The 17,180-nt window shown below is 62.8% G+C and carries 15 protein-coding genes; 6 read left to right on the top strand and 9 right to left on the bottom strand.

Annotated elements, in window-relative coordinates:
• The first annotated feature begins 45 nt into the window (after positions 1–45).
• Together ACREBX_RS12985 and ACREBX_RS12980 are read left to right on the top strand one after the other, a co-directional pair.
• Positions 46–903 (top strand): LysR family transcriptional regulator, encoded by an 858-nt coding sequence (locus tag ACREBX_RS12985; RefSeq protein ID WP_431562157.1) that lies wholly within the window; start codon positions 46–48, stop codon positions 901–903.
• 56 nt (positions 904–959) lie between these two features.
• Positions 960–2,015, top strand: coding sequence for a phosphotransferase family protein (locus ACREBX_RS12980; protein WP_431562156.1), 1,056 nt, complete (start codon positions 960–962; stop codon positions 2,013–2,015).
• Positions 2,016–2,036: 21 nt separating this feature from the next.
• Here ACREBX_RS12980 and ACREBX_RS12975 read toward each other — a convergent pair whose 3' ends face one another.
• The 5 genes from ACREBX_RS12975 to ACREBX_RS12955 all read right to left on the bottom strand — a co-directional run bounded on the left by ACREBX_RS12975 (position 2,037) and on the right by ACREBX_RS12955 (position 8,909).
• Positions 2,037–2,813, bottom strand: coding sequence for an SDR family oxidoreductase (locus ACREBX_RS12975; protein WP_431562155.1), 777 nt, complete (start codon positions 2,811–2,813; stop codon positions 2,037–2,039).
• A 57-nt stretch (positions 2,814–2,870) separates the two neighbouring features.
• The gene (locus ACREBX_RS12970; protein ID WP_431562154.1) at positions 2,871–5,210 is read right to left on the bottom strand and encodes an enoyl-CoA hydratase-related protein; all 2,340 of its coding nucleotides are present in this window, start codon (positions 5,208–5,210) and stop codon (positions 2,871–2,873) included.
• 47 nt (positions 5,211–5,257) lie between these two features.
• Positions 5,258–6,484, bottom strand: coding sequence for a CaiB/BaiF CoA transferase family protein (locus ACREBX_RS12965; protein WP_431562278.1), 1,227 nt, complete (start codon positions 6,482–6,484; stop codon positions 5,258–5,260).
• Entirely contained in the window at positions 6,484–7,485 is a 1,002-nt protein-coding gene (locus ACREBX_RS12960; protein ID WP_431562153.1) for an NADPH:quinone oxidoreductase family protein, read from the bottom strand. The genes ACREBX_RS12965 and ACREBX_RS12960 overlap by 1 nt, the downstream gene beginning before the upstream one ends.
• 185 nt (positions 7,486–7,670) lie before the next feature.
• The gene (locus tag ACREBX_RS12955; RefSeq protein WP_431562152.1) at positions 7,671–8,909 is read right to left on the bottom strand and encodes an amidohydrolase family protein; all 1,239 of its coding nucleotides are present in this window, start codon (positions 8,907–8,909) and stop codon (positions 7,671–7,673) included.
• Positions 8,910–8,998: 89 nt separating this feature from the next.
• Between ACREBX_RS12955 and ACREBX_RS12950 the strand changes: the two genes are divergently transcribed.
• From ACREBX_RS12950 to ACREBX_RS12935, 4 genes are read left to right on the top strand one after another with little or no spacing between them, the layout of a single operon-like run.
• Positions 8,999–9,880 carry a LysR family transcriptional regulator gene (locus tag ACREBX_RS12950; protein ID WP_431562151.1) on the top strand — a complete coding sequence of 294 codons (882 nt, stop codon included), beginning with the start codon at positions 8,999–9,001 and terminating at the stop codon, positions 9,878–9,880.
• 39 nt (positions 9,881–9,919) lie between these two features.
• The gene (locus ACREBX_RS12945) at positions 9,920–10,906 is read left to right on the top strand and encodes an acyl-CoA dehydrogenase family protein (RefSeq protein WP_431562150.1); all 987 of its coding nucleotides are present in this window, start codon (positions 9,920–9,922) and stop codon (positions 10,904–10,906) included.
• 10 nt (positions 10,907–10,916) lie between these two features.
• On the top strand, positions 10,917–12,092 hold the full coding sequence (locus ACREBX_RS12940; protein ID WP_431562149.1) for an acyl-CoA dehydrogenase family protein: 1,176 nt from the start codon (positions 10,917–10,919) through the stop codon (positions 12,090–12,092).
• 20 nt (positions 12,093–12,112) lie between these two features.
• Positions 12,113–12,904, top strand: coding sequence for an SDR family oxidoreductase (locus ACREBX_RS12935; protein WP_431562148.1), 792 nt, complete (start codon positions 12,113–12,115; stop codon positions 12,902–12,904).
• On the opposite strand, the gene ACREBX_RS12930 is transcribed toward ACREBX_RS12935, so the two are convergent.
• From ACREBX_RS12930 to ACREBX_RS12915, 4 genes are read right to left on the bottom strand one after another with little or no spacing between them, the layout of a single operon-like run.
• A complete protein-coding gene (locus ACREBX_RS12930; protein ID WP_431562147.1) occupies positions 12,901–13,434 on the bottom strand; it encodes a MaoC/PaaZ C-terminal domain-containing protein in 534 nt (177 codons plus the stop codon). The two genes, ACREBX_RS12935 and ACREBX_RS12930, sit on opposite strands and share 4 nt — an antisense overlap.
• A complete protein-coding gene (locus ACREBX_RS12925) occupies positions 13,416–14,666 on the bottom strand; it encodes an FAS1-like dehydratase domain-containing protein (RefSeq protein ID WP_431562146.1) in 1,251 nt (416 codons plus the stop codon). The genes ACREBX_RS12930 and ACREBX_RS12925 overlap by 19 nt, the downstream gene beginning before the upstream one ends.
• 48 nt (positions 14,667–14,714) lie before the next feature.
• On the bottom strand, positions 14,715–15,782 hold the full coding sequence (locus ACREBX_RS12920) for an acyl-CoA dehydrogenase family protein (protein WP_431562145.1): 1,068 nt from the start codon (positions 15,780–15,782) through the stop codon (positions 14,715–14,717).
• Positions 15,783–15,798: 16 nt separating this feature from the next.
• A complete protein-coding gene (locus ACREBX_RS12915) occupies positions 15,799–17,073 on the bottom strand; it encodes an acyl-CoA dehydrogenase family protein (protein WP_431562144.1) in 1,275 nt (424 codons plus the stop codon).
• Between the last annotated feature and the right edge of the window lie 107 nt (positions 17,074–17,180).

Below are 17,180 nucleotides of genomic sequence, written 5' to 3'. Positions count from 1 at the left end.
CAGCTTGCGTGAACCGTGATAAAAGGAATATACTTATCGCCATTCATGATAGATCCACGCACCCTCTTCCACCCGATGCTCCTGCGCAGCTTCGTTGCCGTTGCCGAGGAGCATGGGTTCAGCCGCGCCGCGCGGCGGTTGAACCTCAGGCAGTCGACGCTCAGCCAGCATATCGTCCGGCTCGAGGAGGCCGTCGGCCATCCCCTCTTCTGGCGAACCACGCGGGAAACATCGCTCACGCCCGCCGGCGAAGAGATGCTGGACCATGCCCGCACGATCCTCGCGAGCTATGAGCGTGCCCACCGCGGGCTCCACAGTTCGGCGCTCGAAGGCAAGGTTCGCATGGGAGCTTCGGAAGAATTTGCGATCCAGCGCCTTCCTTCAATTCTCAGTCACTTCAAACGGATTCACGACGGCGTCGATCTGGCGGTCACAATCGCGCCGTCGACCGAACTCGAAGCGAAATTTGCCGCGGGCGACCTCGATCTCATGGTCGTCGAACGGCGCGCGGGGCTTCCCGGCGGCCACCGCCTCCGCTCGGAAAGCATATTCTGGTATGCCGTGCCGGGGTTCACGCCGGATACCGATGCCCCGATCCCCATGGTGATGTACAAGGCCCCGCACCTCATCCGCGACATCGTCGTGGCGGAGTTCGAGCGGAACGGCCAGCAATGGCGCGAAGTCTGCACCGGCAGCAGCTTCCTCGGCCTGCGTGCCGCCGCGATGGCGGGGCTGGGACTGGCCGCGCTCAGCACGACCGCCAATCCGCTCAGCCTCGAGCGGGTAAAGTTCGAGAAAATCCTTCCCCGACTTCCGCAAATCGACCTCGTTCTCGTGACGCGGGGCGACGATGATGCCGTGCGCGAACTCGACCGACTGATCCGTTCAACCCAAATCGCCTGATTGCCCTTCGCCGCTTCGTCCGCTATTGAGATTACTCAATAACGAAGGAGATGGATGTGACGCAAGCGGAAGCCGCGCCCTGGCATCGCGTCGAGCGGGTCGCCGCGCTCGCGGAGTGGCTCGATGCCGCTCTCGGCGGAAAGTCCGAGGCCGTAATGACGCCGCTCGCCGGCGGCTCAAGCGGCTCGGTGTTCCGTCTTCAGCGCGGTTCGCAAGCCTATGTCCTTCGTACCACTGCATGGCCACCACGGCCGGACAGCCGCAAGGCGTTGGAGCGCGAAGCGCGGCTCCTTGCCGCGCTGACTGGCAGCAGCGTACCCCATCCGGGCTTCGTCGCCTGGTGCGCCGACGAAGCCATATTCGGCGTGCCCTTTCTCATTATCGATTTCGTCGATGGCTGGCTGGGCGCGGGGGAACGGCCGGACGCCTTTGCCGCCGATCCGGACCTGCATCATCGTGCGGCGTTTGCGATGGTCGAGGCAATTGCCGAGCTACCCAAGGTCGATATCGCTGCTGCGGGATTGTCCGATTTCGGAAGGCCCGACGGCTTTCTCGAGCGCCAGGTCGACCGCTGGAGCGGCCTGATGGCGAAGCATCGCGCCCACCCCGACTATGGCGACCGGGCCATAGCCGGCTGGGATGAGGTGACCGAGTGGCTTCGCGCGAAACGACCAGAGATGCAGCAGGCCTCGCTCATCCACGGCGATGTCAGCTTTTCGAATGTGATGCTCGCTCCGTCGCCGCCGCCGCGCGTCCTTGCGATTATCGACTGGGAGCTTGCGACGCTTGGAGATCCGCTGCTCGACCTGGGCCGGCTCCTCTATGCCTTCCCGGCCGCGGACGGAACCGCCGGCGCATCGCTTGCGATCGACCTCACAGGCTATCCGTCGCGCGATGCGCTGGCGCGCCGCTACGCCGAATGCACCGGCCTCGATGTCACGTCGATCGATTATTATATGGTACTCGCAATGTACAAGCTCGCGGCGCTGATCGAATTCAATCATGTGAAATCGATGCGAGAGCCCGCGGGGTCGCTTGCGCACCGCATCGCTGATTTTATTCCTGATCTTGTCGCGAAAGCGGCCGTCATAGCCCGCCACTCGCGTCTTTAGAGTTCTCCGTCAGCCGGTCGATCACGGAAACGCAGGGCCGCGCGTCAGGACTTCACTCCCGCCATCGCTGAAGACAATTTGGCCGATCATGTTTGAATTCTCGGCGCATGCGAGAAAAGCGATGAGCGGCGCAATGGCGGCGGGCGACGGGTAGGATGGCAGCACGATCGGTGCCACTGCCGCCGCAGCGGCGCGACCTTCGGCGGTGCCGAGCGCCGACTGGGTCAAAGGCGTGACGACCACTCCGGGAGCGACCGCATTGAGGTGGATTCCCGATCCCGCCCATTCCGCCGACACCGCTTTGCTGCGCATCCAATGGCAAAGCGCGCGCTTGCCGGTAGAATAGGTGAGCATTGGATCGGCGGAATGCCGGAGAGCACGCTCTTCATCGTCGGCCAGATAATATTCCAGCAGCACGGGATCATGCGCCAGGATTGCTGTCGATGACGAGACAATGACCACCCTCGCGTCGGTTCCCAGCGCAAGCTGCGGCCGCAACAGGTCAAGAAGCCGCGTCGTTCCAAAGAAATTGACGGCGCTCACCATCATGCTGCTCGTGCGCCCTCCTCCGATGCCGGCGCAGGGTATCACGGCGTCGATACCGTCTGGTGCAAGCTCGAGAATCCGGGCCGATGCGTGTGCGCGCCCTTCCTGCGACGAAAGATCGGAAATGATGTCAGCCGACTGAAGATCGACGCCGATCACCCGATAGTTGGCGCGCCGGAAATAGGCTGCGGTCGCAAGTCCGATGCCGGACGCCGAGCCGGTGATGACCGCTGTCCTCATGCGCTCGGGCATCGTCCCTCTCCCGTTCCGGAATGCCTCCAGGGCGTGGCTGAAATTCTCAAAAGCCGGCTAGCGGTTCTTCCACGCGGGCGGGCGTTTCTGCGCAAACGCCGCGGTTCCCTCGTAAAAATCCTCGCTCGCCATGAGCTTGTCGCGCGCACTGCTGTCCAGGGTCAGGCGCGCCGCAAGGTCCGGATCGGCTACCGCGTCGGCTTCGTGCAATACCTGCATGGTGAGACGGACCGACGTCGGCGAAACCGAAAGGATTTCGCGCGCGAGTGTCCGCGCCGCCTCCATGACGTTGCCGGGCTCCGACACCGCATTTGCCAGGCCCCAGCGCTCGGCGGTCGGCGCGTCGATCGGCCGCCCGGTGAGGAGCAATTCGCATGCAAGTTTTCGCGGCAGCTGGCGGGGCAAGCGCACGATGCCGCCGGCGCCAGCATAAAGACCGACCCGAACCTCTGAAAGCGCCATCGTGGCGGCGGGGTCCATAACGAGCAGATCGCAGGCGAGAGCAGTTTCGAATCCGCCGCCGAACGCGAAACCATTGACCGCAGCGATAATCGGCTTGGTACGGCTGCGGCTGGTCAGCCCCGCGAAACCTGCCGGGGGCATGACGCCGCCGCGCCCGGCGGTCTTGAGATCGGCACCGGCACAGAAAGCCCGGTCCCCCGCTCCCGTGATGATGGCGACCCAGAGATCGGCATCGGCCTCGAAAGCGTCGAACACCCCGGCCAGCTCGTGATGGGCGTCGATTGGCAGGCTGTTGCGCGCATCGGGACGATTGATCGTCACCTCGAGCAGATGGCCGTCGCGTCGAACGAGGATATGCTCATAGTCCGGCTTGAAGGCGGGTACCCTCAGCGGATAAACCCGGCGGAGCGTCTCGGCGTCGAATGCGAAACGATTGCCCTCGTCGCGGCGCGTCACGACGATCTCTGCGCCAAGCGGGTCGTCTTCGATCAACCTCGTCAGAACCGAGACGTCGGCATTGTTGGCCAGGAACCTCCGGCCATCCTCAAGCTCGCCGAGGACGATTCCCAGTGTCGGCTCGCCTTTGGCATAAGTCACGGTATAGCTCAGAATATGAGCTGGCCCTTCGGCACGATGGGCGAGCGTCGCTTTGGGCATCGCGTCCCGTTCGCGCTGGATATCGTCATGTTTGCATCCCGGCCATTCGGCAGGCTCCGCCGAGAGGACGATACCGCCATATTTCGACTGGATGCCGCCGTTGAGGCCGATCAGGCCGAACGCATCGGGACGGTCGCGCAGCCGCTCGGTCATCGTCGCGATGGCATGGGTCGAGTAGTTGTTACCCGGGCCGCCGAAATAGGGCAGACCGCCAGTGACGGTCAGCCCTCGCGGATCGTCGGGCGAGAGACCTAGAGCCTCGATCCCCGCAAACACCGGCGCCGGGAAACAGCTGTAGAAGTCGAACAGTGCAATATCGGCGACACTCTTGCCGGCGCTGTCGAGCGCGGAACGGAGCGCCAGCTCGGCAGCCGGATAGCGACCGGGCTCGGCGCGGCTGACCAGTTCGGGCTCGGACGCCCAAGCCGCACCATGGACGAATATCCATTTGCTCTCGGCGATACCGGCCCGCCGGGCTTCGGCGACGGTCGTGATCAGCAGCGCCGCGCCTTGGTTGACCTGGTCACGAGATACCATCCGCAGGCTGTAGGGCGAGGCAATCATCCGGTTGCGCTCGCCGACATCCGAAATCTCGTCGGGAGCCAGGGCCGAAGTCGCAGCGCTTGCATAGGGATTGTCTTGGGCAACCTTGGTAAGAGGCGCGAACAGGCGCCCCATCCGCTTTCGATAAGTCTCCAGCGTCTCTCCGGCTGCAAAGCGCCGCGCGTTTTCGCACATCGCATAGCCCGGGGGTGCGCCGACAAGTCCATGGACATTGGCATAGAGCGAGACGAGACCCTCGAGACCGCGCCCCTTGTCTTCCATCTCGCCCTCGATCGTTTCCGACCAGTCGCGGCTTTCGCCCTTTGTCGCAAGGTGCCGCACGGTCGAGATTGCCTCGGAGCCGAAGAGAAGGGCAGCAGCACCCTCGCCGCGCCGCAGCCGCTCGCCAAGATCTGCGAGTAGCACCAGAGGCGACTGGCCACCGGCCTTTTCGAGGATCGCCGTCCTTGGGCCGAGGCCGAGACGGTGGGCAACCGCCAGCGGAAATTTGTCGGGCTTCCCGAACTTGGCGGGAAGCGGCGTGCTGTCCTCGAAGGTCCGGATCGCACCGACCAGATCGACACGATCGCGAAGGGTGCCGGCGGCATCGGCAATCGCAGCTTCGCAGGCACGTGCCGCGATGTCCGCGGGGGCGAGACCCTTATAGTCGGCCGCGTCGATACGCTCGACGAATTGCCCTACCCCGACGATTATGGGTGTGTTGTCAGCAACCATCTTCTTCCCTTCCAGTCTCGATATTTTGCGTGGTCGCGCCCGCAGTGTCACTCGTCGCCGTAGATCGAGCTGATGATGTGCCGCTCGGAGGGCGGCGCGGCGACGATGCCATCGGCGCGAAGGCTCAGGATTGCCGCTTCGTCAAACCCCAGTTCAGCGAGAATGGCGTCGCTATGTTCGCCGAGCTCGGGCGCGGGCGCCGGCACCGGCGCCAAAACGCGGTCGACGATCGCGGGCTGGCGAATATAGGTGAAGGGCTTGCCGTCCGCTTCAGCTTCGACGAACAAGCCGCGGGCGGCGATTTGCGGATCGGCACCTACCTCCTCGATCCCGTCGTTCACGGGACCGATCGGCAGATTGTGCGCGATGGCGAGATCAAGCCAGTGCTGCCGTGGCTGCGCTCCGATGATCGACTGGATCTCATGTCGAAGTTCGACGCCGCGCTCCCCATCCTTAAGATCGGGGCGATCGACGAGATCGCAGAAAGCGGTCCAGAATTTCCGTTCCTCGGGACAGAAGAGGATGAACAGATCATCGGCGCATTGATAGGATTGGTAGCGCGCAATCGGCCGGATATTGTCCTCATCCTGCCACCAGCCACGCCGGGCCGGGCGGTTCAGAAGCGCCGACACGCCGGCCCAACCGCTTGCCACCACGGCATGCGCCGATGACACGTCGATGAAGCAGCCCTCGCCGGTGCGTTCGCGGTGGGCAAGGCCGGCCGCAATGTGGAACGCGGAATAGATGGCCCCCATCGCGGTCCCTTCGCCGCCCGACAGGAGGCTGCCGGTGCGACGGCGATAGCGGTCGCTCGGCACGACAAGTCCGTCCTCGCCCATCATCATCGGCAGCGCGCCCGCCATTGCGTCCATCATCTGGCCGTGGCTGGGCACTTCGCGGAAGGGTCCGGTCGCGCCGAAGCCGGTGTTCTGGCAGTAGACGATATCGGGCTTGAGCGCCTTGAGTTGGTCATAGCCAAGACCGAGCCGGTCATTGCGGTCGGCGATCGCGTTGGTCACGAAGGCATCGGATGTTGCCAAGAGGCGCCCGAAGATCTCGCGCCCACGTTCGGTCTTCATGTCGATCGCGATGCTGCGCTTGCCCTTGCTCGCCTGGAGATGGAGGTGGCGCGTTTCGGGCAAGCGGAGATAATCGCCCATCGCCGGACTCTCGATCTTGATGACGTCGGCTCCGAGGTCGGCTAGCATCATGCCGGTCGAGGCCCCGTTCAGAAGCATCGACGATTCGATAATCCGGTAACCCGACAGCAGCATCACGTCTCTCCTCCGATCGACAGGACGATCTTCCCGACGGCCCCGCGCGTCTCCATGCGCTCGAAGGCCTTGGCCCATTGCTCGATCGCGTAGATTGAATCGACATGCGGCCTGATTTTGCCAGCCGCGACGAGATTCTCGAGCTGACTGGCGATGGCTTTCCGTCGCTCGGGATAGCGCCGCCCATATTCGCCAGCGCGCACACCGATCAGCGCAATCGACTTGATAAGCGCCACATTGCTTCGAAGGCTTCGCTTTTCGCCCGAGGTGAAGCCGATCACGAGCATCCGCCCACCGAAGGCGAGCGCGCTGATCCCTTGATCGAAGGCGTCGCCGTTGACCGGATCGAAAACAAGATCCGCGCCGCCGCCGGTCAGCGCCTTCACTCGCGCCGCAAGATCCTCGCCGGGCGCCAGAATATGATCGGGCGCATAAAGCTCCGCGATGCGCGCTCGCTTGTCGGCCGATGCCGAGACAGCGATCACATGCGCGCCGAGCGCTTTGGCGAGATCAACCGCGGCCAGCCCCATTCCGCCCGATGCGCCGTTGATGACAACCCACTCGCCGGGGCGAAGGCCTCCGCGCTCGACGAGAGCGACATAGGCGGTCAAATAGGCCGCGCCGAAGGCAGCGCCTTCCGCCATCGACAGGGCGGAGGGAAGGTGGCCGACAGACGTCGCGGGCAGAATCGCCCAATCTGCAAAACAACCAAGCCCGATCCCCCATACCCGGTCGCCGGGCGCCAAGCCCTCGACCCCCGGCCCGATGGCATCGACGGTCCCGGCCAAATCGCCGCCGATCGTGAAGGGTGGCTCGGGCTTCATCTGATATTCGCCGCGCGTCAGCAGCAGATCGGGGAAGTTGAGGCTTGCGGCATCGACCGCAACACTAACCGCACCGGGCCCCGGCTCGGGTCGTGAAACCATATCGAGGCGCACGCCCGCATAGTCCGGAGCGAGCTCGTGCACCTGCAGTGCGCGCATGAGATTGGAGCTCGGCATAATTCATATACCTCTATTCGCTTGCTACCTGCGACGCAAGCCCCGACCAACGGCAAAAAAATACCCCGGCCTGGCGCGCGCGAAGCGGCCGGACCGGGGAGTCTGGAGAGGAAAGGTGGGCGGGGCGTGCCATACGCCCCGCCGATATCTTGCTCGCGGGGCGCAGCGCCCCGCGGCGTGTCCCGTCAGCGCGTACCCAGGCCCGACACGGGAACGCCGTAAAGGCGCTCGGCGTTACGGTAGAGGATGTTGCGCTGCGCTTCTTCGGGGTGGCTGGCGAGCGTCTCGACCGCCTTGCCCCGCACATCGGGATAGAGCGAGGTCGGGTGCGGGAAATCGGTTTCGAAGAGCAGGTTGGTCGAACCGAATTCGCGGATATAATGGTCGATGCACTGGGCATTTTCGAACCAGTAGGCGGTGTAGATCTGATCGACGAACATTTCGCGGGGTTCGCGCTTGAACTTCGCGAGGTCATTCTTCGTCAGCATTTCTTTCCAGTTATGCTCGATCCCGCCGATGAGGAAGGGCAGCCACGACGCGCCCGATTCAACAATCACAAACTTCAGTCGCGGATATTTCTCGAGCATGCCGGTGAGAATGAGGTTCATCACGTCGGTGCCCATCTGGATGAAATTGTTGACCGCCGTGAAGGTCGACAAGGGGCCGTTGAGCGAACCGTCGGGCAGGCGCGTCGAACGCTCGGGCAACCACCATTTATCCTTTTCGCCTTCGAAGTCGCCCGAGCCGATGTGGAAGTTGATTGGCAGCTCGAGATCCTGGCAGATCGAGAAGAAGCGCTCCCAGTCCTTGTGCGCGAGCGGCTGCTGGCCGAAGTCACCGGGCTTGTTCGACATCGCGACGCCGGTCAGTCCATTCTTGCGGATGCGCTCGAGTTCCTTCTCGGAAGCCTCGAGATCCCACAGCGGAAGCGCAGCCTGCGGCAGGAGACGGCCGTCGCCTGCTTTCTGGAAATCGACAAGCGCGTCATTGTAGGTCTGGACGTGCCAGTTCCGCAGCTCGACGTCGCCGCCGACCTTGAGCAGGCGCTGCGAGCCGAATCCGATGACATTCGGATAGACGATCTGCGCGCCGACACCGACGCTGTCCATGAACGCCACGCGGGCTTTGGCTTCGGTCGAAGCTTCAGCCATGTCTTCCATGCGCCCGATGGTGAAAGTGCCGAGCTCCTTGCCCATGTCCTTGCGGACGACCGACGGACCGACCATCGCGACTTCCATGCCATTGACGAACCAGGCCTGGTTGCGGTCGGGGCGCTCCTGAAGTTCGAAGACCCGGCCCTTGTATTTTTCGGGTGCGCGCGACGTCCAGAGATCGCCGGGCTCGGCCCAGTGCGTGTCGATGTCAAAGATCGGCATCGTCTCGAGAGGCGCGGCGGAAATGCGTTCGGGGCTCAAAAAGGTCATTGCAGTTCTCCCATTGATTATGGGGACGAGAAGGCCAGAGCATCGCTATTTCGTCAATCGTGATAACTATGATACAAGTATCACAGATCATGATACTGCACCCTCGCCTCCTGTTCAGCCCCATCCTCCTTCGCAGCTTGCTCGCGATCGTCGACGAGGGTGGTTTCTCCCGCGCCGCCAAGCGGTTGTCGATGCAGCAGTCCACGGTCAGCCAGCACCTCATGCGGCTGGAAGAACAGCTCGGCACAAAGCTGATCGAGCGACATGCCTCGCGCGTGATTTTCACGCCGGCAGGCCAGCGGATCGAGCAGAGCGCCCGCGAAATCCTCTCTCTCTATGCCCGACTGGCGAATGAGGTGGGCGGGCGCGAACTAGAGGGGCAGGTGCGAATCGGTTCGCCCGAAGAATTTGCCGTGTTCCGTCTGCCCAATATTCTGAGCGCGTTTCGCAAGGTTCATCCGCGGGTCGATCTCGAGGTCCATGTTGCCCCTTCGACCGACCTTCTCGAGATGTTCGACAGCGAACGACTCGATGTTGCCATTTTCGAACGCAAGCCGGGTGATCGCCGCGGAACGCTGATTCGGCACGAGCCGCTCTACTGGTACGGAAGCGGCGCGAGCTGGCCCGCCACCGACGAATCCCTGCCGCTCATCCTGTATCCCGAGGGGAGCCCGGTTCGCGACGTGATAACGGCCGCCTGCGCCGATAATGGCCGCGCCTGGCGTGCGACCGGGAGCAGCGCGAGTTATCTGGGAATGCGCGCCGCGGTGCTTGCGGGTGCCGGCATCACAGCCTTTGGCGCGAGCAGCAAACCGGTGACGGTCGAAACTGCCCCCGCCGCCATCGGGCTGCCGCGGCTTCCCGGCATCGAGCTCGCGCTCGAGGCGCATTCGACCGATGCGACCGCTGCGGAATTGGTCGATGCGATCCTTTCGGCCGAACGACATGAGCGTCCACCATTGCAAAGCTAAAAGAGTTAGCTTAATTACCACTCCGGGAAAGGAGTGCCAATGGATCTCGAACCGAACGGCGACGAACAGCAGGTTATCGACGCGACTGCCGATTTCCTCGCAGGCGCTATGCCCCTCGAGCGATTTCGCTCCGCAAATGAAGGACGTTTCGACGAAACGACCCGCACCCAACTTGCCGAACTCGGCTGGTTTGGAATGGGCGTTGCCGAGGCGGCCGGCGGTTTCGGCTTTTCAGCCATCGAAGAGACGCTCGTATTCCGGGAGATCGGACGGCATCTCGGCCCTACCGCGGTTCTACCCATTGCGCTCGCAGCGAAGCTCGCGGCCGAAGCCGGCGACCTCGCGCTGGCGAGGGACATCGCGAGCGGCGGCCATAGTGTTGCGTTTGCGGTCAATGACCCGAACCGGGAAGCTTCGCTTTTGTTCGACTGGCATGGTGCGGATCTCGCGCTGTGCGTCGATGGCGATGATGCGCGCCTCGTTTCGCTTGCAGGAATCGATGTCGAGCCGGGCGCATGCCTGGACCGATCGGTCGGACTTGGCAGAGCGAATCTCGACGAAGCCCGATCGCTCGTTTCGGCGCCTCGGGCGTTGACGGAGCGAAGCGGGCGCCTGTTTACCGCCGCGATGCTTGTCGGCATCGCCGAGGCCGTTACCGACATGATCGCCGAATATGCGAAAATCCGATTCACGTTCGGAAAGGCGATCGGGTCCTACCAGGCTGTGCGCCATCCGATCTCGGACATGAAAACCCGCGCCTTCGCGGCGAGACAGCAATTGTTCCTCGCAGCCGTCTCTTGCCGCGACGAAACATCCGACGCGGCGATGCAGTCCACCGGTGCCAAACTTCTCGCGAATGACGCCGCGATGGCGAATGTCGACGCCAATATCCAGCTGCACGGCGGCATTGCGACGACCGATGAGCATGACGCTCATTATTTCATGAAGCGCGCCAACGTCCTCGTTCGCCTGTTCGGCGCGAAGACCGCGGCCGACGATCTCAACAATATGGCGTTCGCGGCCTGAGGACTGATTGATGGATCTCGATTATAGCGATGACGACCGGGCTTTTCGTGCACGCGCGCGATCCTGGCTCGAAACCAATATCCCGGCCGACCCGCGCCCGCCCGAAGGCGCCGACGCGGCGCAATGGGACATGGCCTGGCAGGCCAAGCTTGCCGGCGGCGGGTTCGCAGGCCTGAACTGGCCAAAGGATTATGGCGGCGCGGGCCTCGACGGGGTCAAGCAGGTCATCTGGTTCGAGGAGCTTGGACGCGCGGGTGGTCCGCACCAGGGGACCATGGGGATCGCCATGAACCATGCAGGTCCGACTTTGATCCTGCGCGGGACCGAGGAGCAGAAGAAATTCCATCTGCCCAAGATCCTCCATGGCGAGCTTAGCTGGTGTCAGGGCTTTTCCGAGCCGGGCGCGGGCTCCGACCTTGCCGCAATTTCTACCAAGGGCGAAATCGACGGCGACGAGATCGTCGTCAACGGCCAGAAGATGTGGACGTCGAACGCGCATCACGCGACCTACCAGGAACTGCTGATCCGGACCGATCCGGCCAGCAAGCGCCACGCAGGACTGACCTGGATCATCTGCGACATGCGGACACCGGGGATCGAGATCAAGCCGATCAAGAACATGATGGGCGAACGTCATGTGAACATGATCTTCTACGACAATGTCCGCATTCCGCTCAGCAATGTAGTGGGTGAGATCGGCGATGGCTGGGCGGTCGCCATGTCGACGCTGGCGTTCGAGCGCGGCATCTATTTCGTACCCGAAATGCTCTCGATGATCGAGAAAGTGCAGTTGCTGACCGACATGGCGCGTCGTCTCCGGCTCGAAAACGGAAAACTGGCGATTGAAGACGGCGCCATCGCCAACAAACTGGCGCTGATGAAGGCGAAAACACTGGCGCTTCGCGCGCTCTGCATTTCGACCGTCGGATCGAGCCGAACCGGCACCCAACCAGGCCCCGAAGGGTCGATGGTCAAACTCTATGTGACCACGACCTACAAGGAATTGTCTCAACTCGCCGCCGAAATCGTCGGGCTCGACTTCCTTGGCTATGACAATGACCGGACGACCAACCGCTGGACCTATGAATATATGTGGAGCTGGGTCCTGACCATTTCGGGCGGCAGCAGCGAAATCCAGCGCGAGATCATTGCCGACCGCGTGCTCGGCCTGCCGCGCGCTCGCTAACCCATCATCGGAGAAAAACTATGAAGATTGATAGCAGCACCGTTGCCGTCGTGACCGGCGGCGCATCCGGGCTTGGCCGGGCATCGGCCGAAGCCCTTGCCGCTGCGGGCGCGAAGGTCGCGATCTTCGACCAGAACGCCGACGCGGGCGAAGCTGTCGCGGCCGAGGTGGGCGGCATCTTCTGCAAGGTCGATATCACGAGCGAGGAAGACGTGGTTGCCGGGTTTGCGCGATCTCGCGAGGCGCATGGGCAGGAGCGAATTCTGGTCCACTGCGCGCAGGTCTCGCGCGGCGGCAAGACCGTGAGCTTCGACAAGGCGAGCGGCGGCTATCGGCGTTACTCGACCGAGGATTATCTTTTTTCGGCGAACGGCATTCTGATCGCAAGTTATCGGATGGCATCGCTCGCAGCACTCGGCATGGCGTCGCTCGATCCGCTCGAGGATGGCGAACGCGGCTGCATCACGCTCACGGCTTCGGTAGCCGCGCAGGAGGGACAGGTCGGGCAGATCGCCTATGGTTCGCTGAAGGCGGGCGTGAACGGGCTGGTCCTGCCGATGGCGCGTGATCTGATGGACCTCGGTATCCGCGTCAATTCCATCATGCCGGGGGTCTTTGCCACCCCGCCGATGCTCGCGCTCGGAGAGCGCAACCCCGCGGTGTTCGAGGGACTGGCAAAGTCGGTCCCCTTCCCGAAGCGCCTCGGAAAGCCCGAAGAGTTCGGCAGCCTAGTTCTGGAACTCGCGCGCAACAGCTATTTCAACGGCCAGAATCTGCGCCTCGACGGCGCCATCCGCATGGGGCCTCGCTAGACAGCAGGCTCGGCCGCCCCGCTCTTCATCCAGCGTGCAATCGTCCACCCGCCCGTCGCCGAGAGGGCGGGCGACCCGTCGCGCTCGATGTCGAAGGCATAACGCAGCAGCCAGAAGCCTGGCCGTCGTTCCTCCATTTCCTGCAGCGTGAGCGCGCAGCGGACCCGCGATCCTACCGGTACCGGCTCCAGGAAGCGGACGCGGTCATAGCCATAATTGGCACCCATATCGGTGCCGCTAACGAGCGGGGCCGCGCTTCGCATAAGGCGCGGAAGCAGCGAGACGAGAAGCAATCCATGCGCAACGCAACCGCCGAAGCGGGTGCGGGCGGCGGCTTGCGGATCGACATGAATCGAGGCTTCGTCTCCCGTCAGGACGGCGAAGGCGGTGACAAGCTGCTGGTCGACAAGACACCAGTCCGAATGAAAGGTCCTGCCGATCCAATCGCGGTAGCCAGCGAGCGAAACGACGGGGCGTCCGCTTGCCGACCTGGGAAGTCCGGAGAGGCCCCCTACGCCGTCCGCCGCCATGCCGTGATCTCCGGCTGCGGCGGCAGCTTGGCGAGGCCATGCTCGCGCGAGGCGACAAGTATCGTCGCCTGGGCGCTGATATTCTCATCGCCGCGCTGATTGATGCTGCTGATTTCGACCTCGATCAGCGGACCGAGCTCTGCATCGACGCGCGCCTCGACAATTTTGCCGCGGATCCAGCTTGTATCACCCATATAGTTGAAATTGCGCAATTCGTAACGAATGCGGTGGACGAAACCATCGTCGCCGGCAAAGTTGGTGAGATAGTTGCAGAGCCAGACGAAGCGCATCGGCCCGATGTCGTAGCTCGACTCGACGCCAATCTTGTGGGCGAGTTCAATGTCCCAGTGAACGCGCTGGAGCGTGTCCCACGAACCAAATTCATTCTTCGAGTAGAAGCCCCGCAGTTTCTTCCGATTTTCAAAAGCCATGCGATAGGGCGGGTTGCCATAGGTTGTCCAACCGGCACCCATATGGAAGTTGATCATATCGGTGACGGTGAGGGGACCCTTGACCATCTCCGGCAGTGCATCTCCTGCCGTTACATCCTCGAGATAGAGCGTGTCCGCACCGCGAATATATTCGGCATCATAGGCGCGCTCGATGGCCTCGAGGTCCGCATCGCTATAGGACGCGAGCTCGACGCGCTTCTTTTCCTTGACCGGCTTGTCCTTATCGACTGGCCTGCGCTCGGTATGCACGAACCAGCGATGGCTGGTGACATAGGTCCGGTCGTCGTCGTCCCACCAGTTGGAGACATTGTCGACGATGACCGATTTGCCTCCGAACCTGCTCTGCTTCTCCTCGACGCTGCCGACGACTTCAGATTTGTAAATCTTCCGGCCTTCGGGGATTGGCAGATAGTAGAGATATTCGGCGCCCGAATGAAAGAGCTGGACGCCGCGCAGCGCCGAGCGCGTTTCTTTCACGAAGGCGTCGTCCATGAGCGGGTTGCGATCGATTCCCATCGACCATTCAAAACCCGGTGGCGCGATCACGCCGCCCCAGCGCGTAGACCTTGCATAATCCTCGTCGTTGAAGAGCGGATTCATGTCCCCCATGCATTCCGACCAGCGGCGGACCGCGTCAGGGTTCGAGGCAGTGTTCCAGGGTGTCTGAAGCACACCCTTTCGCAGCGAGGGATTGGGGAAACCGATGCGCCGCCGCATGTTGGCTACGTCGGTGTCGGTGATCTTCCCGATGACAAGCCCATCGTCGCGGGCCGGTGTCATATTTTTTTCCTGTACCGTCATGCCTAGTCCCTGTTGCCTCGTGTCGCCTCACCAACCGGCGAGAGCGGCCGAGCGAGAGCGATGAATGGAGGGGAGTCCGTGGATCGCGCGAGCGGTCATCGCGCGCTTCAGATAGATATGAAGCGGATATTCCCATGTGTAGCCGATGCCGCCGTGCGCTTCGACCGCCGCGCGCGCGACGCGCACTGCAACGTCGCTCGCATGGGCCTTCGCGAGTGAAGCGGTATAGGAAGCCTTGGCCGGGAGCGCGTCCCAGCAATGTGCGGCATACCAGTAAAGGTAGCGCACGGGTTCCATCTCGGCCTTCATATTGGCGAGTTGATGCTTGAGGCCCTGGAAAGAGCCGATCAGGCGGTCGAATTGCTTGCGCGTGGTTGCATATTCGACCGCGAGGTCCATTGCGCGATTCCCGGCTCCGCAGGCGTCGGCTGCCGAAAGCACGAACAGGGCATCGCAAAGCCGTGTCGCGAGAGCCGTGCTCCCTTCGATCCGCGTCGCGACCGCGCCGTCAAAACGGACATGACCGAGCGGTTGCGACCGGTCGACCGCTTCGACGGGCTCGACTGTAACGCCCGCTGCGGTCGTTTCGATAAGAGCAAGTTCCCCGCCTTCGCACCCGACAATGAGCAGGTCTGCCTCGGCCGCCCAGAGAATGTTGCCGAGGCTTCCGCTGAGAGCGGCAGGCGCCTGCGTCCAGGCTTCCGGATCGGACTGCCCGTTCTTCTCGATCGCGAACGCCGCGATCGCTTCGCCTGCGAGCAAGGGCGCAACCCAGCGCTCGCGAAGTGTCGCGTCGCCGCTCGCGCTCAGAAGCCAGGCCGCCAGCGCGTTGGCCGCCACCGGCACGGGCGCTGCGGCCTGACCAAGCTGCTCTTGGACAACCGCAAGCGTGAGCAGGTCCATTCCAATCCCGCCATGCTCTTCGGAAACGAGAATGCCGCAGAGGCCCATTTCGGCGAGGCTCGACCAAAGGTCGCGATTGACCGACCCGCGGTCAAACTGTTGAACAATCTCCGAATCGGGCACCGCCTTGGCGAGCAGGGCCCCCACCGTATCGGCGATCACCTTCTGGTCCTCGGTCAGGTCGAAGTACATTGTGAACTCCCTGCGCTTACGCGGCGGCTTCACGCGGGAGGCCGAGGCCACGCTCCGCGATGATGTTACGCTGGATATTGGAGGTACCGCCGGCGATCGCGAGGCCAAGCGAGCCCATGACCTGCTTGAACCAACGCTCCGCGCCGGCCTTGCCGGTCTCGGGCGGCATGGTGAGCATCGCGTCGCCCGCGATGTCCATCGCAAGCTCGGAGATGCGCTTGCCGATCTCGGTGTTGTTGAGTTTCGCGGCCAGGCCGAGAACCCCGGCACTCTCGCCGCGTGACCCTAAAGTCGTCTGATAATAGCCCGAAACCGTCTGGGTCAGCACATAGGCGTCGATCGCCGCCAGGCGCTCGCGCACGTCGGGCACTTCGATGGCCGGCCGGCCGTCGATCGTGACTTCCTTCGCGAGCTTCACGAGGCTGCGAAGAAGTGCGCGTGCCCGCGCGGCGGATCCCACCCCATTGCGTTCATGCTTGAGATTGACCTTCGAAACGTCCCAGCCCTTGCCACGCTCGCCGACAATCCAGTCTTTCGGCGTTCGGGCGTCGTCGAGAAATGTCTCGTAAAATTCTTCCTCGCCGCTGATCTGCTTGATCGGGCGTATCGTGATGCCGGGCTGCTTGAAATCGAGGAGAAGGTAGGAAATGCCCTGATGCTTCGGAGCATCGGGTTCGGTGCGGCACAGAAGGAACATATAGTCGGACTCGTTTGCGCGGGTCGTCCAGATTTTCTGGCCGTTGATGACCCATTCGTCGCCATCGAGTTCGGCTTTCGTCCGCAGCGATGCGAGGTCACTTCCCGAACCAGGCTCCGAATAGCCTTGCGCCCATTTGATCTTGCCGCGGATCGTGGGCTCGATGAACTTCTCGCGCTGCCATTCCTCGCCCACTTCCAGAAGCACGGGCACCAGCATCATCGTTCCCTGGCCGGCGACTTCCTGAGGCGCACGTGCGGCCAGAAATTCCTCGGCAATAACCTGCGCTTTCAAAACATCGGCAGGTTGCTCCGAACCGCCGTAGCGCTTGGGAATGGAGCGGTAGAGATAGCCCCTGCGCGTCGCTTCGAGACGGAATGCGTCGACGAAATCGGCATCGCGCGCCTTGCCGGCCTGCCAATGTGCGGCGAGGAATTCAGCAACCTCTTTACGGAAGGCCTGATATTCTGCGCTGAACGTCAAATCCATTTCAACCAGCCTCTGTTGCGTTCGGGGCGAATGATTCCCTGTTACGGCCTGCCCCCATCTTGCAGGCATTGTGAGCGTGCTTCGCAGCTCCGTCAAGCCATTCATATAACTCTAATAGCCTTTCATCGTCCCAAACCGCCGTTTGCCGACCTCATTTTCCCGGTTTTGAGCCCATTCCGTTACATGAGGCTTGCAATCCTGCCCGAAACTGC

The sequence above is a fragment of the Sphingopyxis sp. genome, from assembly GCF_050725655.1.
In the GTDB taxonomy this organism is placed as follows: domain Bacteria; phylum Pseudomonadota; class Alphaproteobacteria; order Sphingomonadales; family Sphingomonadaceae; genus Sphingopyxis.
Note: the sequence above shows the minus strand (reverse complement) of the source record. Positions and strands in the feature narration are given on the sequence as shown.